Annotated in this window: 20 protein-coding genes, 2 tRNA genes and 3 rRNA genes; 10 read left to right on the top strand and 15 right to left on the bottom strand. The window is 64.0% G+C overall.

Features of this window, described 5'->3' with window-relative positions; translation table 11 throughout:
• Positions 1 to 240: 240 nt before the first annotated feature.
• Together EP28_RS11105 and EP28_RS11100 are read right to left on the bottom strand one after the other, a co-directional pair.
• Entirely contained in the window at positions 241 to 564 is a 324-nt protein-coding gene (locus tag EP28_RS11105) for a zinc ribbon domain-containing protein (protein ID WP_049984096.1), read from the bottom strand.
• 47 nt (positions 565 to 611) lie between these two features.
• On the bottom strand, positions 612 to 1,118 hold the full coding sequence (locus EP28_RS11100; protein ID WP_049984095.1) for a hypothetical protein: 507 nt from the start codon (positions 1,116 to 1,118) through the stop codon (positions 612 to 614).
• Positions 1,119 to 1,363: 245 nt separating this feature from the next.
• On the opposite strand from EP28_RS11100, the gene EP28_RS11095 reads away from it, so the two are divergent.
• Positions 1,364 to 1,558 (top strand): cold-shock protein, encoded by a 195-nt coding sequence (locus EP28_RS11095; RefSeq protein WP_049984094.1) that lies wholly within the window; start codon positions 1,364 to 1,366, stop codon positions 1,556 to 1,558.
• A 148-nt stretch (positions 1,559 to 1,706) separates the two neighbouring features.
• On the opposite strand, the gene EP28_RS11090 is transcribed toward EP28_RS11095, so the two are convergent.
• The gene (locus tag EP28_RS11090) at positions 1,707 to 2,021 is read right to left on the bottom strand and encodes a 2Fe-2S iron-sulfur cluster-binding protein (RefSeq protein WP_049984093.1); all 315 of its coding nucleotides are present in this window, start codon (positions 2,019 to 2,021) and stop codon (positions 1,707 to 1,709) included.
• 145 nt (positions 2,022 to 2,166) lie between these two features.
• Between EP28_RS11090 and EP28_RS11085 the strand changes: the two genes are divergently transcribed.
• From EP28_RS11085 to EP28_RS11070, 4 genes are all read left to right on the top strand, one after another.
• Positions 2,167 to 3,207, top strand: coding sequence for a DUF7093 family protein (locus tag EP28_RS11085; protein WP_049984092.1), 1,041 nt, complete (start codon positions 2,167 to 2,169; stop codon positions 3,205 to 3,207).
• A gap of 87 nt (positions 3,208 to 3,294) precedes the next feature.
• Positions 3,295 to 3,678: a DUF5611 family protein gene (locus EP28_RS11080; RefSeq protein WP_049984091.1), complete on the top strand. Its 384-nt coding sequence runs from the start codon at positions 3,295 to 3,297 to the stop codon at positions 3,676 to 3,678.
• Between the two features lie 203 nt (positions 3,679 to 3,881).
• The gene (locus tag EP28_RS11075) at positions 3,882 to 4,340 is read left to right on the top strand and encodes a universal stress protein (RefSeq protein WP_049984090.1); all 459 of its coding nucleotides are present in this window, start codon (positions 3,882 to 3,884) and stop codon (positions 4,338 to 4,340) included.
• A 72-nt stretch (positions 4,341 to 4,412) separates the two neighbouring features.
• Positions 4,413 to 5,390: an ROK family protein gene (locus EP28_RS11070; RefSeq protein WP_049984089.1), complete on the top strand. Its 978-nt coding sequence runs from the start codon at positions 4,413 to 4,415 to the stop codon at positions 5,388 to 5,390.
• Between the two features lie 11 nt (positions 5,391 to 5,401).
• Here EP28_RS11070 and EP28_RS11065 read toward each other — a convergent pair whose 3' ends face one another.
• Positions 5,402 to 6,412, bottom strand: a complete 1,011-nt coding sequence (locus EP28_RS11065; RefSeq protein WP_049984088.1) for a PrsW family intramembrane metalloprotease — start codon at positions 6,410 to 6,412, stop codon at positions 5,402 to 5,404.
• Between the two features lie 77 nt (positions 6,413 to 6,489).
• Between EP28_RS11065 and EP28_RS11060 the strand changes: the two genes are divergently transcribed.
• Complete coding sequence (locus tag EP28_RS11060; RefSeq protein ID WP_049984087.1) at positions 6,490 to 6,903, top strand: DUF7532 family protein; 414 nt, start codon at positions 6,490 to 6,492, stop codon at positions 6,901 to 6,903.
• Between the two features lie 2 nt (positions 6,904 to 6,905).
• Positions 6,906 to 8,378: a ribonuclease FAU-1 family protein gene (locus EP28_RS11055; RefSeq protein ID WP_049984098.1), complete on the top strand. Its 1,473-nt coding sequence runs from the start codon at positions 6,906 to 6,908 to the stop codon at positions 8,376 to 8,378.
• A gap of 270 nt (positions 8,379 to 8,648) precedes the next feature.
• On the opposite strand, the gene EP28_RS11050 is transcribed toward EP28_RS11055, so the two are convergent.
• The 3 genes from EP28_RS11050 to EP28_RS11040 all read right to left on the bottom strand — a co-directional run bounded on the left by EP28_RS11050 (position 8,649) and on the right by EP28_RS11040 (position 10,151).
• Entirely contained in the window at positions 8,649 to 8,975 is a 327-nt protein-coding gene (locus EP28_RS11050; protein ID WP_049984086.1) for a NifU family protein, read from the bottom strand.
• Positions 8,976 to 9,094: 119 nt separating this feature from the next.
• Positions 9,095 to 9,421, bottom strand: coding sequence for a hypothetical protein (locus tag EP28_RS11045; RefSeq protein ID WP_049984085.1), 327 nt, complete (start codon positions 9,419 to 9,421; stop codon positions 9,095 to 9,097).
• Positions 9,422 to 9,545: 124 nt separating this feature from the next.
• Positions 9,546 to 10,151: a 2Fe-2S iron-sulfur cluster-binding protein gene (locus EP28_RS11040; protein ID WP_049984084.1), complete on the bottom strand. Its 606-nt coding sequence runs from the start codon at positions 10,149 to 10,151 to the stop codon at positions 9,546 to 9,548.
• Between the two features lie 106 nt (positions 10,152 to 10,257).
• Between EP28_RS11040 and EP28_RS11035 the strand changes: the two genes are divergently transcribed.
• On the top strand, positions 10,258 to 10,740 hold the full coding sequence (locus EP28_RS11035) for an RNA-binding protein (protein WP_049984083.1): 483 nt from the start codon (positions 10,258 to 10,260) through the stop codon (positions 10,738 to 10,740).
• An 89-nt stretch (positions 10,741 to 10,829) separates the two neighbouring features.
• Entirely contained in the window at positions 10,830 to 11,756 is a 927-nt protein-coding gene (locus EP28_RS11030; protein WP_049984082.1) for an endonuclease/exonuclease/phosphatase family protein, read from the top strand.
• A gap of 23 nt (positions 11,757 to 11,779) precedes the next feature.
• Here the strand turns inward: EP28_RS11030 and EP28_RS11025 are convergent, their stop codons facing one another.
• From EP28_RS11025 to EP28_RS11015, 3 genes are all read right to left on the bottom strand, one after another.
• Positions 11,780 to 12,475 (bottom strand): DUF1028 domain-containing protein, encoded by a 696-nt coding sequence (locus EP28_RS11025; RefSeq protein ID WP_049984081.1) that lies wholly within the window; start codon positions 12,473 to 12,475, stop codon positions 11,780 to 11,782.
• Between the two features lie 63 nt (positions 12,476 to 12,538).
• Positions 12,539 to 13,153, bottom strand: coding sequence for a VOC family protein (locus EP28_RS11020; RefSeq protein ID WP_049984080.1), 615 nt, complete (start codon positions 13,151 to 13,153; stop codon positions 12,539 to 12,541).
• A gap of 137 nt (positions 13,154 to 13,290) precedes the next feature.
• A complete protein-coding gene (locus tag EP28_RS11015) occupies positions 13,291 to 14,127 on the bottom strand; it encodes a hypothetical protein (protein WP_049984097.1) in 837 nt (278 codons plus the stop codon).
• A gap of 213 nt (positions 14,128 to 14,340) precedes the next feature.
• On the opposite strand from EP28_RS11015, the gene EP28_RS11010 reads away from it, so the two are divergent.
• A complete protein-coding gene (locus EP28_RS11010) occupies positions 14,341 to 15,144 on the top strand; it encodes a DUF7839 domain-containing protein (protein ID WP_049984079.1) in 804 nt (267 codons plus the stop codon).
• Between the two features lie 66 nt (positions 15,145 to 15,210).
• Here the strand turns inward: EP28_RS11010 and EP28_RS11005 are convergent.
• The 5 genes from EP28_RS11005 to EP28_RS10985 all read right to left on the bottom strand — a co-directional run.
• Positions 15,211 to 15,286, bottom strand: a tRNA-Cys gene (locus tag EP28_RS11005).
• Positions 15,287 to 15,419: 133 nt separating this feature from the next.
• Positions 15,420 to 15,541, bottom strand: a 5S ribosomal RNA gene (gene rrf, locus EP28_RS11000).
• Positions 15,542 to 15,684: 143 nt separating this feature from the next.
• Positions 15,685 to 18,597: ribosomal RNA gene (locus tag EP28_RS10995) — 23S ribosomal RNA — on the bottom strand.
• A 264-nt stretch (positions 18,598 to 18,861) separates the two neighbouring features.
• Positions 18,862 to 18,933: transfer RNA gene (locus EP28_RS10990), tRNA-Ala, on the bottom strand.
• Positions 18,934 to 19,094: 161 nt separating this feature from the next.
• Positions 19,095 to 19,244 (bottom strand): 16S ribosomal RNA (locus tag EP28_RS10985); the annotation flags it as partial.

Genomic DNA, 19,244 nt, shown 5'->3' with positions numbered 1-19,244 from the left:
AGAAACGACGCCGGACCGATTTGTGCCTGGAAGTCGCAGCGGCCGAGCGGAGCGAGGCCGACCGTCTTCCTCCGTTCAAATCGGGGAGGCGGCATGGCTTTTCAGCGCGATCCGCATTCGCTAGCCTCGACTGACGATCGAGTTGGCCCCGTCCTCGCGAGCGCAGCGAGCGGGGAACGGCGACAAAGCGAGTATGTTCCGAACTCGTGATCGGCAGGGAGACGCGAAGAAAGTCGAACCTTATACCGTCGGTCGAAGCCGTGACGCACACTGTCGACAATAATTGAACGTCGGATCGTTGACCGCGCCACACTGCGGACACGCGATCGAGGCGTCGCCTCGGTCGGAGCGTCCGCTCTCGTCGTCACCCTCGTCTGGCGATGCTGATGGAGGAGAGCCGTACGATTCGTCTTTGGTGTATGGCTCCATGTCCCCCGCGTTTCGCCGGCGGCGGCGCTCTTGGCCGTCCTTATAAATGTTTTTGAGGACCCGGACGCCGAGCGCGAGCGCGACGAGCAGCAGCACGCCGGTGATCGCGAAATAGACCGTTCCACCCTCGACCATACGAGCGCCTACGGCCCGGAACGGGAGATATGCTTGGGAGGGATCGGTCAGTACCGGAGTGTGGCGTCGAGGATGCCGGCGGTCTGGCCGACGCCGACGAGTGCGAGGCCGGTGATGGTCCACGCCGTCGACGAGCCGCCAACGACGGCGACCGCACCGGCAACACAGCAGGCGGCACCGACCTCGTAGATCCGCGCGCCGGCTTCGACCCGCCGAGCCGTGTACAGGAACCCGGCCGCGGGAAGCAGCATCCATCCGAAAAGGGAGAGCGCGAGCAGCGCACGCGGGGGAACGCTCCCAGGCGCGAGAAAGCCCGCGACGCCCGCGAGGGTGATCGGCGTGCCGACGAGAACGACGAGCCGCCACGCGCGGAGCACCTCGGCGTCCATGTCACGCCAAGAGGTCGCGAGGAACGCGACGAGCAGGGCGCTCATAACGACGTGGGCGACGAACAGAGCGTGTGTCGAGATGTCCCCGAGGACCGTCGCGGCGACGACGAGCCACGCGGCGGGAACGAGCAGCGCCGGACCGTTCTCGCGGAGGGACCGAAGCATGGGGCCGATTCACGCCGAGCGAGGATACGCGTTTGGATCAGGACACACTGGCTGACGATGAATCGTCGGTTTGGTTCGTCTCGGTAGTTGAAGAGACGAACCGGTCAGTGTGAGAAGCCATCGTCCGATGAATACTCAGCGTACACCCCGATCGGTGCCAATACTGAACACAGACGTCCGGCAACAGTCGTGGTAACTGTACACTCACAAACCTTATGCCACACGCGAGCGTCAGTTAGGTTGCAATGGCGACCGGAAAGGTTGATTTCTTCAACGACACTGGCGGCTACGGATTCATCGAGACTGACGACGCAGACGACGACGTGTTCTTCCACATGGAAGACGTCGGCGGCCCCGACCTCGAAGAGGGACAGGAGCTCGAATTCGACATCGAGTCCTCCGATAAGGGCCCGCGCGCGTCCAACGTCGTTCGGCAGTAAGCCGATACCGATTAGGCGGGTCGGTCCGGCTGACGCCGAACACGGCTCTGACACGCGATACTGAACCATTCTGCCCGCACTGCGGACCTCGTCCGTTGCGGGTTGTTATCCACGCACCAAGCGACGGCCACAACGATCAGGCGCGTGATCAGATGTGTTGGCCCCACAGCCCGCGGCCCTTCGTCACCTCGACGTCGCCTTCGACGCGGGCCTGACACGCGAGGCGCACGTCGTGGCTCGGGTGGTGCGGGGGAAGCCAGAGGCGGGCTTTTTCTTTTTTGTCGGGCTCGCTGACGTCGCCCTCGATCTTGACCGCGCACGTCCCACACGACCCCATTCCGCGGCAGTTGAGCGTCTCGGATTTTCCGTTGTACACGGAGAGGCCGGCTTCCGCGAGCACGTCGCGTAAGATCTCGCCTTTCTCGCACTCGATCTCCTCGCCCTGATAGGATACGGTCGGCATAGACGATCAGTGATACGGGGGCGACCCACAAAGAGTCTGTGTCACGTCGTGTCGGCAACGGAGACGGGTAAGGGAGGGACCGTCTGCCGATTGTCAGACACCGGACGGGGCGTTTTTTACGCTTCGGCACCGCAGAGGTGGCATAATGGGACTCAGGTGTCTGCTCGGACACGACTTCGGCGAACCCGAACTGCAGCGCGAACGGGAGGAAGACGGAAACGAGGTCGTCACGACCGTCACCGAGGTAAAGACCTGCGCTCGCTGCGGCGAGACGCAGATCGTCAGCGAAAACACCGAGGTCACGACGATGGAGCAGTTAGCCGAGGAGGCTGCCGTCGGAACCGAGACGGCCGGTGGCGCGGCCGGCGCGGGCGAGGACACAGCCGCCGATACCGCGCCTGATCCGGCAGCCGAACCGAGCGCCGCCGCGTCGAGCAGCGTCGTCGACCTCGGGGATGCCGACGCGGGGGCGGAAGACGCGGTGATCATCGACGAGGGACCCACCGACGCCGGAGACGACGCCGAGCCGGCGGCCGACGCACCGACCGCGACCGAGAGCGGAGGAACTGCACGCAGCGAGGAGGATGCGGAACTTCTCGACGAGGGGGCCGACGATGGCGACGGAGCGCGGGAGCAGGCCGGGTCCCCAGAGACGGACGCCGAGGAGGAACCGGCGACCGGGGAGGCCGCGGACGGCGACGACGGCGTTATCCTCGACGAGGAGACTGAGGCGGAAGCCGGTGAGCGAGAGCGAGGCGCGTGGCCGGACGTCGAGGAAGCGCAATCGTCGGGCGAGGACCCGACGCCGTGGCCCGAGCAGCGGGGAGAAGACGAGGGGTTCAGCGCGGAGATAGACGACGGCGACGCGGACGGGACCGTCGAATTCGGCGGCGGCCTCACTCCGGAGGCGGCCGAGGCGGCGGCAGACGAGGACGTCGAGTACGTGACCGCGCCGGAATCGAGCGGGACGGGAACAGCGGGCGGTGCGGACCGGTCCGCGGTGGACGACGGAGCGCCGATCACCCACGGTTCGAGTCCGGATCTCGGAACGGCGAGCGACGACGTGACGACGGAGTACTACTGTCCCGAGTGCGAGATGACGCGGTCTGCCGACGGAAACTCCATGCGATCGGGAGACATCTGTCCCGAGTGCAAGCGCGGATACATCGATGAGCGGCCGATCTGACGGCTCGGAATTGCACCGAGACACCGCTCAGCGGCGGCGAACCCCGTGACGAAACTGGTTTAGGCACCCCAATCGAACGGTGCCGATATGAAGGAGTACAAGATGCGACGCGGCGAGCATCTCGGAGACCGCATGCCCGATCTGAAGGGCTCGATCGAGGAGTACTTCGGCGAAATCAGCGATACCGAGGAGTGGGAGGGCCACGAACTGTACGTCGTCGAGGACCCCGAAAATCCAGTGTTCGAACGCATCGTGGCCGGTGCAGCCGAATACGGAAGCAAGAAGGACAAACTCGCGGTCCACTTCGAGGAACGGCCGGCCGAAGACGTCATCGCGGAGGGTAACGCCGACGCCGCGGCCGACGCCGTCGATGCCAAAAACGACTTCTTACTCGAAGCCACCGGCCGCGATGCGAAATCGCGGCGCGACTCGTTGAAGCGCGAAGTCGAGGACGACGCGCCGGACTACTGAGAGCTTCCGTATCCGACTCTTCCGAACGCTCGGTAGTGGACTCCTCTCTTTGTGCCAGATGTCGACGAGCGGACGGGTGCGTGCCGGTAACCGATGAAACGCGGTCCGGCGGAGAGGAACTGTCAGGATCGATGCTATAAAAATTGATTCAGAATTGAGTTAAAACAATCGGAGTTTATACGTTTCTGGGACCAACGGGAGGTATGAGCATCAACACGGTGGTCTTAGCGGTCGGGACCGAAGGTGAGGCACAGACAGCACAGCTCGCGAAGGAGGCAATCGCCGTGGCCGAGCCGTCGAACGCGGAGGTCGTGTTGATCCACGTCTTCGACGATGGGGAGTTCGATCGCGTCCGGGCGAAGCTCGGGGTCGACGAGCGTAGCGAGGGCTCGACACCCGACGCCGTCGCGGAACGGCACACCACGACGCGCGCGCTGGGAGACGCCCTCTCGGACGCCGGCGTTCGCTACTCGGTCCGGGGGGCAGTCGGTGACCTCGCCGACGAGGTCACCGAGGCGGCGACCGACGTCGGCGCGGACCGGGTCGTCGTAGGCGGCCGTCGGCGTTCGCCGACCGGAAAGGCCGTGTTCGGCAGCGTCGCACAGGAGGTCATGCTTTCTGCGCCCTGTCCCGTGACATTCGTGCGAGACGTCGCGACCTAACCCGCCGCGTCGGCACGCCGCGGGTCCGTAGAAGCGTCCTGCTTAAGTGATACCGGTTCGCCCGTTTATCCGATGCACTACGTGGGCGTCGACCTCGGGGCGACGAACGTTCGGGCGGTCGTCGGCGACGAAACGGCGACCGTGCTCGGGAGCGACTCGCGAGGAACGCCCCGCGGACCGAACGGGATCGCCGTGACGGAAGCGGTTTTGAGCGTCGTCCGCGGAGCGTGTGCGAACGCCGACGTCGATCCGTCGACGGTGACCGCGGCGGGAATCGGGTCGATCGGTCCGCTCGATCTCGCCGCCGGCGTGGTCCAGGGACCAGCGAACCTACCGGACACGGTCGAGCGCATCCCGCTCGTCGGCCCGGTCTCACAGCTTTTAGACACCGAGGAGGTGTACCTCCACAACGACACGATCGCGGGCGTCATCGGGGAGCGGTTCCACGCCGATCGCAACCCCGATGACATGGTGTACCTCACGATCTCCTCCGGGATCGGGGCGGGCGTCGCCGTCGACGGCAACGTGCTCTCGGGGTGGGACGGCAACGCCGGCGAGGTTGGACACATGACCGTCGATCCCCACGGCTTCATGACCTGCGGCTGCGGGCTCGACGGCCACTGGGAGGGGTACTGCTCCGGCAACAACATCCCGGAGTACGCCCGCGAACTACACGAGGAGGATCCCGTCGAGACGGTGCTTCCGGTGGAAGATCCCGACTTCTCCGCGGTCGACGTGTTCGAGGCCGCGGGCGAGGACACGTTCGCCGACCACGTGATAGACCAGGTCGCACACTGGAACGCCATGGGAATCGCGAACGTCATCCACGCGTACGCGCCGCTCGTCGTGAGCGTCGGCGGCGCGGTCGCGCTCAACAACCCAGACCGCGTCTTAGACCCCGTTCGAGAGAAGCTCGCAGACATGGTGTTCATCAACGTTCCCGAGATCAGGCTGACCGCGCTCGGCGACGAGGTCGTCGTCAAGGGCGCGCTCGCGAGCGCGCTCACCGCCGGAACGGGCGACCGCTCCCGAGTCGAGAATCCGCCCTAAGAGCGCTCCGATCAGCTCTCGAACTCGGTGAGTTCCGGTTCCATCTCGGGGTCGGCCGCGTCTCGGGTGTCGAGGTACGCGTCCCGGTACCGCCACACCTTCCGTAACAACACGTAACCGAACGCGCCTTGGAAGGCGAGGACGAACACGAGGAGACTGCCGACGGACGGGAGTCCGGTGATCGCAGACAGTACCGTCGTGACGGGACCGACGAGCGTGTTGTACAGCGCGTGGATGACGGCCGCGAGTATCAGCCCCTTTACCACGATCGGTCCGCGGTTGCCGGGGTTAAACTTCGCGAGCCCGAGGTAGTACCCCGCGAACGCCGAGTAGATGACGTGGCCCGGCCCCGCCAGCGCGCGGAGTGCGGCGATTCCGTCGCCCGCGCCGAGCGCCGCGATCCCGAGCGTGAGTTCCCCGATGTCGACCGACTGCGCGATGTAGACGAGGTTCTCGATGACGGCGAAGCCGAGGCCGGCGATCGCGCCGTACACCGCCCCGTCGATGACCGCGTCGAAGCGGGCGTCGGTGTACGCGTACAGCCGGACCGCGAGCAGTTTCACCGTCTCCTCTATCGGACCGACGATAACGAAGAAGAACGCGACCATACCGAGGAAGCCGAACTGCCGGAAGTACGGCTGTGCGACGCTGTTGAGGATCGCCGCGAACGTGGCGGTCAAGATCGACAACAGGAACGTGGCGACGAGGAGCGAGAGGGGTTCACCGCTCGTGACGTCGGAGACGTAGACGTACGCGGCGAATCCGAGCGCCGGAACGGCGGAGAGTCCGACGAGCATCGCCACCGCGGGATCGAAGACGAGCCCGAGGCCGATCGACCCGAGTACGGTGAGGAGTCCCAGAAGCGCGACGAGGACCACGAACGCCTTGGCCGAGCGGGTGATGAGCCAGTGTAACGCGACCGAAAGCCCGTCGAGGGACGTTCGTTCGTCCCACGTGGCGATGTCGTAGAGGTCCCGGTCGTCGTCGGCTCGCGACTCGATCGGGTCCGACTGGGAGGACATGCGAGCGGATTTCGTCCACAGGCACTTAACCGATGGCGGACGACAGTCTTGAAACGCGAGCGCGTGAAACGAGGCGTATGCACTTCGACAGCCGGACCCAGCAGGCGCTTCGAGAGGTGGGGCTCGATACCGACGCGATCGCGGCGGCGTCCGACCGCGTCGCCGAGCTGGTCGCCGAGGACGCCGACCGGATTCGGACGTTCTTCGACGGAGACGGTCCGTACTACTCCGATATGGAGCTGACACATAGCACCGAACCGGTCCAGACCCACCCGACCGCCGCCGTCGATCTGTTCACGCACGGCAGCGACCTCCGGGGATACCTCTCGCTCGACGGGTGGGGCGTCCCGGTTGAGGGCGGCCGTGTGCTCCGGAACGAGAGCGGAGACGCAGAGGAGGGGCGTAGCGACCGACCCGTGCTGATCGAACTGTCGCTCGGCGAGACGCTCCACGACCGCGTCCGATTCGCCCGCGACCGCGAGGTGTTGTGACCGTGAACGTCCGCATTCGGGGGATTTACACGACCGCCATTACCCGCCTGCTGTTGGATGCGGGACACGAGGTCGTCGATGCGTCCGGGCCGATACGCCGACGGTTCGAGGCGGAGTTTCCGACCGCACCACCCGATGTGCGGGTGGAGACGACCGCGGACAGACAGGGCGTCGGGGCGCACGGCGATCCGGAGGCGATAGCAGACCTCCGCGAGCACATCGGAGAAATCGGCCTCGACACGCTCGCGTGGACGGATCCGGCACCGACCGGGACGGTGCTCGACGGCGAGGTGACGGAGACGCTCGGCGGAGGCGCGGTCGTGCGGCTCCGAGTCGGGACGGACGAGACGGAAAGCGGCGGAGACAAGGGCTCGAAAACCACGGAGGGGTACCTCCCGTACGGTACCGTCGACGACCACGTCGAGACCGGCGATCCGGTTCGCGTGCAGGTGCGTGAGCCCGCCGCGCCGTGGACGGACCGGCGTCCGACCCTCGACGGCGCGCTTCGCCTCGGCGGCGACCTCGTCTCGCTCGAACCGGGGTCTGGAACCCGCGTCGACGTCCGAAACGACGAAACCGCGCGCGAACTCGCGGGAATGGTCGACCTGCTCGGACTGGAGCCGCCCGAGGGCTGGCGAGCCGTGTGGAAGTCGTCCGCGGTCGACGCCGGGACGGACGAGTTGGAGGCCGGCCTCCGCGTCGCCATCGAGGCGGCCGAAGAGGTGGGTTCGGCCGTCGACGCGGCCGGCGGTCTCGGCGTCCTCGCCGATCCGAGTCGACTCCGCGACGAGCCGATAGCAACGTCGAATTCGGGGTTTTGGGCCTGGTTCGGGCGGGAAACCCGGTTCTCACTCGACGACGCGCGGCGCGAGGTGACCGCGACGATGCCGGGTCACCACCGCGTGAAGGCGGGGTCCGCCGACGCGTCCGCGGGCGTCGACCTCGCGGAGGCGCTTTGTGAGCCCGGGCCGGACGCCGAATTCCCGTTCGGAGTCGTGACGGACGCGTTCGGCCCGACCGAGGGTGGCGCACTCCGGATCGACCACGGCAAACCCGACGGGCGGGTCGTCACACTCGGCGAGGCGACGGTGACGGAGGTCGACGCCGACGGATCGGTCACCGTAGAGCGCGAGATGACCGGCGGCGGCACCTACGACGGGTTAGGCGTCTCGCGCGAAGCCGGGGACATCGCGGAGACGAGTCTGAAGGAGGGGCGGTGGTGGTACCCGACGACGTATCGCGGCAGCGACGGGACGGTTCGGGGGACGTACGTCAACGTCTGTACGCCGGTCGAGGTGTTCCCCGACGCCGCGCGCTACGTCGACCTCCACGTGGACGTGGTGAAACATCCAGACGGAGCCGTCGAGCGGGTCGACGACGACGTCCTCCGAGAGTCGGTCGCTGCCGGCGACACGCCGGAGCCGTTGGCCGAGAAGGCAAGAGACGTCGCGTCGGCGCTCGAAGACGCCCTGTAGCTGGAACCGGACCGTCAGTCGGGCGCACGGTCAGCTCGGAGACCGAACCGATACGAATAGCCGCATCGGTCATGAATTAGCAGAGTTATAGAACGAATATGAGGATGTTCCAGAGTTATTCACACGATCGGCATTGCGACGTCACCCCGAGCCGCATCCATGCTAGTTGACTACACACAGAAGACAGACCGGATCCGTGACCCAACCAGCATGCGTTCTGTCGGGGCGCGACCGACAACGGCGCTGACGGGGCGATGACGGCGACGGCGGTTAAAAATGGTTCGCGGATTCGGTCTCGTGTTTGAGTTCGCCGCCGCGGCCGCCTTCGACCGTGGACGCGCCCTGATCGCCCGAGGAAGCCGTCCGAACGGTCACGTTCGTAACCTCCTCGAAATCCATGATCAGGTCGCGGCGGATGTTGTCGGCGGTGATGTTCGAGATGCCGCAGCCGGAGCAGGTACCGCCGAGTTCGACGACGACCTCGCCGGTGTCGGGGTCGGCCTCGCGGACGACGCTCGTGCCGCCATGCATCTGGATGATCGGCATCTGACCGACCATCCACTGCTCAACTCGCTCGGCGAGGCTCTCGTCGCTCATTGTCCCGCGTTAGAGTCCGACCGTATGGAAGCTTGCGGTTTGCGAGCACATCGAGCGGGCGAAACGAACTGTGTCATCGTCGATTCAGCGGGTTACGCCGACGTCGGCCGGCAGGGCGGTCACTCGTCACGGTCGTCGGCGGCGTCCGATCCGCTGGGGAGGTGTGTCGGGTCCGGCGGTCCGTCGGCGTGCGTCGAGTCGTCGCGTTCGAGCAGGTACAAGAGCGGCCCCATGACGGCCAACACGAGCACCCCCGGGAGGGGGGCGTCGGGAACGAGAACCGCGGTGACAACACTCACACCGGACGAGAGGAGGACGAGCGCGGCCCACAAAAACGGCGAGCCGACTTCGACGCCGATTCGCGTCGCGTCCCGGTAGACGAGAACAGATGCGAGCGCGACGACCGCGGCGACAACCCCTCCCCCGAGAAGGGTGATGAGAGACATACGTGTTCTTCACGCGAGCCGAAAAAAGGGTGTCGCGCCGGACGACAGACGCCGCTTCGAGAGGACGAACCACACAGGCAACGCGCGACCGGGCAATCCAGAGGTACCGGGATCCGGCGAGTAGTTAGGGTGCCTCGCCGGTCTCGATGCTGAAGGAGTCGCGGGGGTACGCGACGCACGTCAGCGTGTATCCGTCGTCGAGCTCGGGGTCTTCGAGCATCTGCTGGTTGTCGTGTTCGACGAAGTCCTCGGACGGACCGTCCGCGATACGGCCGGCACAGGAAACGCACTGTCCCTGCCGGCAGGCGTACGGCAGGTCCCAGCCCTGGTCTTCGCCCTGTTCGAGGATCGGCTGGTCGTTCGAGAGTTCGACCGTCTCGCCCTGTTTGACGAACTCGACGTCGAAGTACTCGACTTCGTCTTCGGGGATGTCACCGGGACCGGAACTCGCCGTGCTCCCGTCTTCGAGTTCGCCCTCTTCACCCTCTGCGCCGGCGGGAATCGCACCGCCGCCGCCACCGCCGCCGATCGCTCGGTTGCCCGGCTCGGGGAAATCGGTCTCTGGAACGGCGGATGCGCGCCGTTCGAGAACCGTATCCGAGATGTCCGTCGTCGGTTCCCACCCCGTCCCCTTCAGCGAGCTGACGAGGACCACAGTCAGCGTCGCGATCCCTGCGATAACGATCGCGAGCGGGTTCGCGAGCGACGTGATCGCCAGTGGGTTGAGCATACGAGCCGATACGAACAGGTTGCTTAAGGCCGTTTTGATCGGTCCAACGAGGAGAGAGTCGGCACGGAACGGACCATTTATCGGCCGAGCGGTCGACAGAGCGTCCATGCAAGTGAAATCGCGGCATCACCTCCGGAGCGACGACATCGACGCGATCCGCGAGGCGGTCGCAGACCACCTCGGGGTCGATATCGACGGAGACGCCTTCGAACTCGTCGAGTTCGTCGACGCGGACTACGAACTCGTGCTGGTCGACGGGGACCCGGCCGTCTTCTACGTGGACGACGACGAGCCCTTCCTCACCGTTCGGGGCGCGAACGACTACGAGCCGGAGACGGGCGTCGTCACGGTCGACGCCGGTGCGATCTCGTTCGTCTCCGACGGTGCCGACGTGATGCGACCGGGGATCGTCGAAGCGGACCCCGCGATTCGCGAGGGGGATCTGGTCGTGATCGCAGAAGAAACCCACGAGAAGGTGCTCGCGGTCGGTCGCGCGCTGGTCGACGGCGACGAGATGGCCGGCGAGAGCGGCAAGGTCGTCTCCTCGATCCACCACGTCGGCGACGAGCTGTACGAGTTCTCTGCGTAATCACCGAGAGGTACGCCCGGATCCGCGGACGCACGCTGGCTATCGACGCGCCGGACGTTTTAATCGGCCGCCACCCGACCGCACTGACAATGACCGAGATTCGGATCGTGAGCTACAACGTCCGTTACGCGAACCGTAACGATCACCACGACGCGTGGCACGAGCGGCGCGACGCGGTCGCGCGGCTCGTTCGCTTTCATCGCCCGGACGTCGTCGCGTTTCAAGAGCCGATCGCCGAGCAGCGGCGCGACCTCCGGGAGCGACTTCCGGAATACGCCTTTGTCGGCCGCGGACGCGACAGTGACGGCGACGGTGAGGGGTGCCCGATCGGCGTTCGCACGGACCGTCTACGGATCGCGGACCACGGGACGTTTTGGCTCTCTGAGACGCCCGACTCCCCGTCGGCAGACTGGGATGCGACCCACCCGCGGATCGCGACGTGGGCGCGCGTGCGACCCGCCAGCGACCGCCCCGACGAACCACGACGAGACGACGACCGAGGGACGGGTGACGGCGGGAGACGCCGCTCGTTCCTCGTCGCCAACACGCACTTCGATCACGTGAGCGGCCGGGCTCGCCGAGAATCCGCGCGGTTGCTCCGGCGGCGACTCCCGGAGACCGCCGGAGACGCGACCGAGGCGGTGCCCAGTGGCGAGGCGGACCATCCGCTTCCGCTCGTGCTCGTCGGCGATCTCAACTGCACGCCGGAGTCAGTCCCACACCAGATACTCACGGCAAGGGACGGTGACGGCGAAGCCGATACGGACGACACCGGGGGTCGAGACGGTGTGAACCGCTTCCGTGACGCTGCCGCGGCTGCCGACCTCCGGCACGGCCCGGCGACCAGCCTGACGGACTTCGCTCGGCTGATCCACGGCCGGCGGATCGACCATGTGCTCGTGTCACCCACCGTCGACGTCGAGGCGTTCGCGACGTTAACCGATCGTGACGATAGAGGCCGATATCCGTCAGACCACCTCCCGGTGCTCGCGAAGGTGACACTTCCGGCGGACTAATCAGACGCAGTCCCACAAGACACTTACTCGGAACCTCCCGACGCGACCGCGTACTTCTCTGTCACCGCCTCGTAGCCGCGCGTCGCCGCCTCGTAGGTCTCGCGAAGGGTCGAGATCGGCGTCTCCGTGGCGTCGACGCGCAGGTCGTTGTAGTACGGCGAGAGGTCGGACGCCTCGGTGGTCGTGACCAAAAGCGCCGCGGACTGAACCGTGAGATCCGCTCTCCGGTCCCCGCCCGCATCGTGACCGGCTGCGAGCGCGTCGATCAGCCGCCGCGCAAGGGACGCGTCAGCGTGTGCGTTCGACTCGTAGGCAGCCGCGGTGTCGTCGACGACGTCTCGGCCGGTCAATAGATTTCCCGCGACGGTGAAGTTCTCCCCGACGACGTGGCCGCTCCAGTCTCGGCACCCCTCTCCGGTGAACGCGAAGACGTCGTCGGCACCGACGCCGTGGACCTGACGCTTCTCCCGCCCGTCGTCAGCGTTCAAAAGCGACCGAAGCGCGTCGTCCACTGCGAGTCCGTCTGCGAGGTACTCCACGCCCTTCCGACCGAGATCCGGGTTGGCGAACGACTGCGTCGCTACCGCGCCGTCAGCCGAGGCGAACGGACAGAGCGTGCCGACGCCCGGGAGCCGAGCCGTCGCCGCCACGCCGTACCTGATCTGTTCGGTTCCGCTGTCGTCGGTGTATCGCTCGCGAACACAGATACTGAACGTCACATCCGTGTTGACTCGCCGGACGGCAAAAGGACCCGGCTCGGACGCGCTCGATCGACTCCCGTTTCAGACCCCAACGCCCGCGTCCGCGTCCGGAAGGTCGTACTTGTTGACGGGAAGCCCCAGTTCCTCCAATGCGGCCTCCATGTGTCGATCCTGTGCGAAATCAGCTCCGTCGTCCTCGCGGATCCGCTGTGCCGTCGCGAGGACCTCACCCTTCCGCTCGTCCGGGATCTCGTACTTGTCGGACGACAGCTCGATAACGAGCCCGTTGTTGTCCTGCGTGTAAATCGAGTGGAATATCCCGCGGTCAAAGACGTTGTACCCCTTCCCGGCCTCGGAGAGCGCGGCCATGATGTCCTCGTACTCGTCCGGATCGACGCTGAAACAGAGGTGATGGACCGCGCCGGTTCCGGCTCGCTGACCGCGAGCAGACGGACGGTCGTCGCTCACGAAGAACGTCAGTATCCGCCCGTCACCCGTGTCGAAAAACAGGTGCGTCTGCGAGGGATCATCCAGGTTCGGCTGCCGCAACACGAGCGGCATACCGAGCAGGTCGCGGTAGAACGCGATCGTGTCGGCCTCATTGCTCCCCCAGACGGTGATGTGATCGGTGCCCCTCGTGTGAAACGGTGCGTCGGGAAGATCCGGCGTGACCGGCGTCGAGTGGTCGTCGCTCATACTCGGGATACGAGACGGATACGTAAAAATACGGACGGGACAGCCGGGTGACCGGCTGACACCGGTGTTATCTCGTCGAACGCAGACGCGCACCCAGAACGGGAGAACGGTGTGAAATTGAACGCTCCGGGGAACGCTCAGTACCGAGACGGAACGAACGCCGTCGCGGCGAGCAGCAGCGTCGAGAGGATGCTGAGGACGATCACTCGCGTGAGGCCGTTGTTGTACCGCTGATACTGCTCCTGCTGGTCAACCTGCGCCTCGTAGGCGGCGATGTCCGTCGAAAGCGTCAGCGTCGACGCGTCCGGGTAGTGCGCGACGAACTCGGTCTCGCCGAGAGTGACCATCGACTCCTGTCCGACATCTATCGTCTCGGTCTGTGTCCCCTCCCAGACGACGACCGCCTGACCGGTCGTAACGTCGTCGACGGTCACAGTCCGGTCTTGGTAGTCGATCGAGTCGCCGGTCGAAAGCGATCGCTGGTCGGGTGCCGGGAAGTATTCCTCGGCCGGGACCAGCGTCGTCTCGCCGTCCTCGGTAACCGCGACGTACTCACCGTCGTCGCGAGTGACCGTCTCATTGTCAGCCGCATCGTCGCTCTCGAGGATCGCCTGCCGGTCGAGCACCTCGACGAGCGTGACCGAGCTCGGATCCTCGCCTGAGATCTCGACGCGCCACTCGGTGTCGTCGATCGTCACCGTCGACCCGTTGTCCCACGCCTCAGACATCTGCGTCTGGAACTCGCGTTCGAGCGTGCCGGAGATGACCGTCGTGGCCGATCCGCCGTGAGCACCGCCTTGCTCAGTCTCGGAGATACCGGAGACCGTGTACGTCTGGCCGTCCACGTCGATCGTATCTCCCTCAGATACCTCGAAGTCTGGGTTTTCAAGCGCTATTTCCGGAGTCTCAGCCGTCGCGGTGAGGACGCCGGCCACCCCCGCGATGAGAATGAAGAGCGTGGCATACACGGCCACAGCGCGTCGTTGCATAGTTGCAGCATGGGTCACCCGGTGTATAACGGTTACTAAGCCGAGCGCGATCGGCCCACCGTGCGTGCGATGGATCCGGCCGAGTGACCCGCCGTCGACGGAGCGACGCCGGATCACAGCGGTACGGCGCGAATCGACCGGCCGTTGACCCACTGTGGGGACAGTACAATTTTACTTGTAGAGCGACGACAGTCGATAATGGCAGATCCCGACAGGGACGCACCCCCAGAGGTCCTCGACAGCAAGCGCGACGCAACGCGCTATCAGGTGCTAGTGGAGATCGCCGCACGCCAACCCGCAGTGAGTCAACACGAAATCGCAGACACGATCGGTGTGACCTCACAAGCGGTCAGCGATTACGTCCGAGACCTCGTGGAACACGACTACGTCGACAAGCGCGGTCGGGGTCGATACAACGTGACGAAAGAAGGAGTCGACTGGCTCATCTCTCGCACAGACAACCTCGAAGCGTATTTAGAGCGCGTCACCTCCGACGTGTTGGGAAGCGTCGAAGTCGACGCCGCGATCGCGATCGACGCCATCGACGAGGGAACGGAAGTCGGGCTGGTGATGCGCGACGGAGTCCTCCACGCCGACCCCAACGGTGGCACGGCGCACGCCGTCGCCGTCACGAGCGGCGACCCCGGTGAAGCCGTCGGTGTCACGGACTTCGAAGGGGTCGTTGACTACGAAACCGGATACGTCACCGTCGTTCGCGTGCCGCAAGTCACCGACAGGACCCCAGTGGATCCAGACCGCATCGACGAGTGGCACTCGGGGGACCAACTCGTCGCAACTGCCGGAACCGAAGCGTACACCCTCGTCACGCGTGCTGGTATCCAGCCAGACATCCGGTTCGGTACGGTCGAGGCCACGACGGAGGCCGCCGTCCGCGGCGTGGACCTCCTCCTCGTCGTCGGCCCCGACCAGCTCTCACACCACACGACCAAGTTTCGAGAGGCGAACGTCCCCCACGAAGTGCTCGACGCCGCCGATCTGTAATCTACACTAACCGCTCACTTTCCGCACGAAACACCTACAGTCGTGCGACTATCCGTCTGAAAATCAAGCCAAGGGCCGGATTTGAACCGGCGTTGGGCGGCTCTGCAGGCCGCTGCGTCTGACCAGACTCTGCCACCTTGGCGCTATCGAACGTACCGCAGTGGAGCGTTTAAGCCTAGCGGTCGCGAGAGGATGATAGCTCTCTGTATAACTGTAAAAAGCCCAGCGACGCGGTGTCGCTGGGCGTGAGTGGGAGTATACTCCCGGTATGAGTGGGTAGGCGGCGAACCGCGGTTCCCAGAGGATCGCTCACTCCAGTACTTCCCGGTACGCTGGTGGGCTTAACTTCCGTGTTCGGAATGGGTACGGGTGTTCCCCCACCGCTCTGGCCGCCTTCATGCCGACTCTCGGACTCGAACCGAGACTCTCCGTGTGGAGAGACGCCTGTGTCGGGTGGTTCCGATCTTGCGATCGGCCGACCGTGTGTACGTGCGATCCAGTTACCGCCTGAACTCATGCGAGTGTGGTGTCAGTGCCGTATGATTGTGGCTTCGGTCTGTTAGTGCTCGTGGACTTAACGCCTCGTTGCCTCGGCGCGCACATCCCGAGTCTATCGAACTCGTCTTCTACGAGTGACCTCAACGGTACTTCTTTTCCATGTGGGTTTCGAGCTTAGATGCGTTCAGCTCTTACCCCGTGTCGCGTGGCTACCCGGCAATGCTCTTGCGAACAACCGGTACACCAGTGGCGACCAAACGTAGTTCCTCTCGTACTATACGTTCGTTCACGTCAAGTACCTTGACACCCCCAATAGATAGCAGCCGACCTGTCTCACGACGGTCTAAACCCAGCTCACGACCTCCTTTAATAGGCGAACAACCTCACCCTTGCCCGCTTCTGCACGGGCAGGATGGAGGGAACCGACATCGAGGTAGCAAGCCACCCGGTCGATATGTGCTCTTGCGGGTGACGACTCTGTTATCCCTAAGGTAGCTTTTCTGTCATCTACGGGCCCCATTCCGGAGCCTCGTAGGTTCGCTAGACCACGCTTTCGCGTCAGCGTCACTCGTTGGGAATGACACTGTCAGACCATCTTGTGCTCTTGCGCTCTTCGCCGGATTCCCGACCCGGCTGAGATGATCTTCGGGCGCGCTCGATATCTTTTCGAGCGCGTACCGCCCCAGTCAAACTGCCCGGCTACCGGTGTACTCCTCCCGGAGTGAGAGTCGCAGTCACCGACGGGTAGTATTTCAATGCTGACTCGGTGGCCCGCTAGCGCGGGTACCTGTGTAATGTCTCCTACCTATGCTGCACATCGGCGACCACGTCTCAGCGACAGCCTGCAGTAAAGCTCTATAGGGTCTTCGCTTCCCCTTGGGGGTCTCCAGACTCCGCACTGGAACGTACAGTTCACCGGGTCCAACGTTGGGACAGTGGGGCTCTCGTTTATCCATTCATGCAAGCCGCTACTGAAGCGGCAAGGTACTACGCTACCTTAAGAGGGTCATAGTTACCCCCGCCGTTGACGGGTCCTTCGTCCTCTTGTACGAGGTGTTCAGATACCCGCACTGGGCAGGATTCAGTGACCGTACGAGTCCTTGCGGATTTGCGGTCACCTGTGTTGTTATTAGACAGTCGGAGCGCCCGAGTCACTGCGACCTGCTCCGTAGAGAGCAGGCATCCCTTCTTCCGAAGGTACGGGACTAACTTGCCGAATTCCCTAACGTCGGTTCTCCCGACAGGCCTTCCCTTGCTCTGGGAGTGTACCTGTGTCGGATCTTGGTACGGACATCATGCTTGCCTTTTCACGGGCCCTATGTACGGCTGACTTGCGCTATCTCACGTTTCGCTCGCTTCGTGCCGTGACGGCGTCCACGAGCTTCCATGATTTGACCGGGCGAAAACCCGGCTCAGCGGTCCATACGGCGTCGGCGTTCACTGCATGATGGCGCTGGAATATTAACCAGCTTCCCGTTGACGTAGTCGAGTTACGGTACGTCTTAGGACCGGCTAACCCTCGGCTGAGTGGCAGTGCCGAGGAACCCTTACACATCAGGCCGTCGAGGTTCTCACCCGACTATCGCTGCTACTGTGACCAGGATTGTCGTTACTGAACGGTCCACGCGAGCTCTCGCCCGAGCTTCCGTCCGAACAGTACGCCAACCTACGCGGTTGTCCTTTCACGGACACGGCCAGGTCTCGGTGGTAGATTTGAGCCCCGATCATTTTGGGCGCCTCAAACCTCGGCCGGTAAGCTGTTACGCTTTTCTTAGAGGGTAGCTGCTTCTAAGCTCACCTCCCGGCTGTTTAGGGCTTGAGACCACCTTCGAATCGCACTTAATCTACACTTTGGGACCTTAACCCGGCTCTGGGTTGTTCCCCTCATGGTGCACAGGCTTACCCCGCACACCGGACTCCCATCGTCTACAACGCCTGCGGGTTTGGAGTTCGACAGGATGGCCGACTCCTCTCGGAGGCGGGTCATCCAATCGGTAGCTCTACCCCGCGGGCTATCTCGGATGAGGTCATGCTTCGACATGTTTCGGTTGGAACCAGCTGTTGCCAGGCTCGATGGGCCTTTCACCCCTATGCACAGATCACGAGAGGATATTGTAGAATACCACCTCTAACGGGCCTCCACGTGGCTTTCGCCACGCTTCACCCTGCCTGTGTATAGATCGCCTGGTTTCGGGTCGTACCCACGTGGCTCCCCGCGCTTGAACACGGTGGCCCTCGCAATGCTGCGGCCGTATCGGTTTCCCTGCGCCTTCCCCGGTTCACGGGTTAGACTCGCCATGTAGGTACACTCCCTGGGTCGTTTTTCAAAACGCACGACACGACGTCGGCTCGTCTCTTTTCCTACTAGAGAATCGCTTCTCGGTCGTTTCAAGAGACGCCTTGTACGCCCTGTCGCTCGATCGCCAGCTGATTTCAGGCCCTATTGCACCGCCCTTCTCGGGGTGCTTTTCAGCGTTCGCTCACGCTACTTGTTCGCTATCGGTCTCGAGGAGTGTTTAGCCTTCTCAGGGGATGCCTGAGGTGTTCACAGAGGATATCCGACCCCTGCTACTCTGGTATTGACGCCATTCGTACTGACTCATTCTACGGGGTTGTCACCCTGTGTCACGCTCCATTCCAGGAGACTTCGAATGAGTTGTCAGAATTTGCATGTCAACCCGAACACCACATTGGTCCGAAGACCTTCGGTTTGGGCTGTGTCGTGTTCACTCGCGGTTACTAGCGACATCGCGGTTGCGTTCTGTTCCTCCCCCTACTGAGATGTTTCAATTCGGGGGGTTCCCTATTGCGCGTGGCAATTGTAATACGGATTCCGATTGGGAGATCTCATGTTCGTTCCCTCCATGCGGGTCCCATGAGCTTTTCGCAGCTTGGCACGTCCGTCGTCGGCTCTCGAGCCGAGCCATTCACCAGCTGGCACAGTAGCCAGTAGTGTTGTCAGTTCTCCGAAGAGGACTGACGGTGTCAGAAGTACTCGTATGAGTAGTTCCGACTGTATATGGTTCACTGACGTTCCACGAACTCGGATGAGTTCAGTGGACGTCTGGATCGCACGTATACACGGTCGTCATCGAATCACCCTGGCGGGGTGTTCGTCGAACCCTTCCCATCCGCGGTTTCCCGGGATGGTGCATCGGTCGTCGTATCCCAACGGAGTTGCGTCGCCCACTTAAGGGGACGGATTCGCGTTGGGGGACATGGACTCACTGGGATTCGAACCCAGGGCATCCTCCTTGCAAGGGAGGCACTCTACCGCTGAGCTATGAGCCCGCCTTCCCTGTGGGGAAGGCTTTTCGGCGCGTGTTGGTGTGAGCCGTGGTCGTTCTAAGGTGTCCAGGTCGGTGGGTGGGTGGACACGAGCCATGCATGAGTGGTGACCGTTCTGGTGAACGGTCTAAGGTGAGCCTCTCGTGTGGGAGGTCTCGGGTCGGTGGAGGTGATCCAGCCGCAGATTCCCCTACGGCTACCTTGTTACGACTTAAGCCCCCTTGCGAAGCCCAGATTCGACACGTGGAACGTGCCTCATCCGGACCTCACTCGGGTGCTTTGACGGGCGGTGTGTGCAAGGAGCAGGGACGTAT

Source organism: Halorubrum sp. BV1, from assembly GCF_000746205.1.
In the GTDB taxonomy this organism is placed as follows: domain Archaea; phylum Halobacteriota; class Halobacteria; order Halobacteriales; family Haloferacaceae; genus Halorubrum.
The sequence above is the reverse complement of the archived record's forward strand: the minus strand, read 5'-3'. Positions and strand labels throughout refer to the sequence as shown.

What these genes read in the sequence shown, in the direction of transcription:
- EP28_RS11105 (WP_049984096.1), bottom strand. Translation starts at nt 564, where the DNA reads ATGGTCGAGGGTGGAACGGTCTATTTCGCGATCACCGGCGTGCTGCTG.
- EP28_RS11100 (WP_049984095.1), bottom strand. Translation starts at nt 1,118, where the DNA reads ATGCTTCGGTCCCTCCGCGAGAACGGTCCGGCGCTGCTCGTTCCCGCC.
- EP28_RS11095 (WP_049984094.1), top strand. Translation starts at nt 1,364, where the DNA reads ATGGCGACCGGAAAGGTTGATTTCTTCAACGACACTGGCGGCTACGGA.
- EP28_RS11090 (WP_049984093.1), bottom strand. Translation starts at nt 2,021, where the DNA reads ATGCCGACCGTATCCTATCAGGGCGAGGAGATCGAGTGCGAGAAAGGC.
- EP28_RS11085 (WP_049984092.1), top strand. Translation starts at nt 2,167, where the DNA reads ATGGGACTCAGGTGTCTGCTCGGACACGACTTCGGCGAACCCGAACTG.
- EP28_RS11080 (WP_049984091.1), top strand. Translation starts at nt 3,295, where the DNA reads ATGAAGGAGTACAAGATGCGACGCGGCGAGCATCTCGGAGACCGCATG.
- EP28_RS11075 (WP_049984090.1), top strand. Translation starts at nt 3,882, where the DNA reads ATGAGCATCAACACGGTGGTCTTAGCGGTCGGGACCGAAGGTGAGGCA.
- EP28_RS11070 (WP_049984089.1), top strand. Translation starts at nt 4,413, where the DNA reads ATGCACTACGTGGGCGTCGACCTCGGGGCGACGAACGTTCGGGCGGTC.
- EP28_RS11065 (WP_049984088.1), bottom strand. Translation starts at nt 6,412, where the DNA reads ATGTCCTCCCAGTCGGACCCGATCGAGTCGCGAGCCGACGACGACCGG.
- EP28_RS11060 (WP_049984087.1), top strand. Translation starts at nt 6,490, where the DNA reads ATGCACTTCGACAGCCGGACCCAGCAGGCGCTTCGAGAGGTGGGGCTC.
- EP28_RS11050 (WP_049984086.1), bottom strand. Translation starts at nt 8,975, where the DNA reads ATGAGCGACGAGAGCCTCGCCGAGCGAGTTGAGCAGTGGATGGTCGGT.
- EP28_RS11045 (WP_049984085.1), bottom strand. Translation starts at nt 9,421, where the DNA reads ATGTCTCTCATCACCCTTCTCGGGGGAGGGGTTGTCGCCGCGGTCGTC.
- EP28_RS11040 (WP_049984084.1), bottom strand. Translation starts at nt 10,151, where the DNA reads ATGCTCAACCCACTGGCGATCACGTCGCTCGCGAACCCGCTCGCGATC.
- EP28_RS11035 (WP_049984083.1), top strand. Translation starts at nt 10,258, where the DNA reads ATGCAAGTGAAATCGCGGCATCACCTCCGGAGCGACGACATCGACGCG.
- EP28_RS11030 (WP_049984082.1), top strand. Translation starts at nt 10,830, where the DNA reads ATGACCGAGATTCGGATCGTGAGCTACAACGTCCGTTACGCGAACCGT.
- EP28_RS11020 (WP_049984080.1), bottom strand. Translation starts at nt 13,153, where the DNA reads ATGAGCGACGACCACTCGACGCCGGTCACGCCGGATCTTCCCGACGCA.
- EP28_RS11010 (WP_049984079.1), top strand. Translation starts at nt 14,341, where the DNA reads ATGGCAGATCCCGACAGGGACGCACCCCCAGAGGTCCTCGACAGCAAG.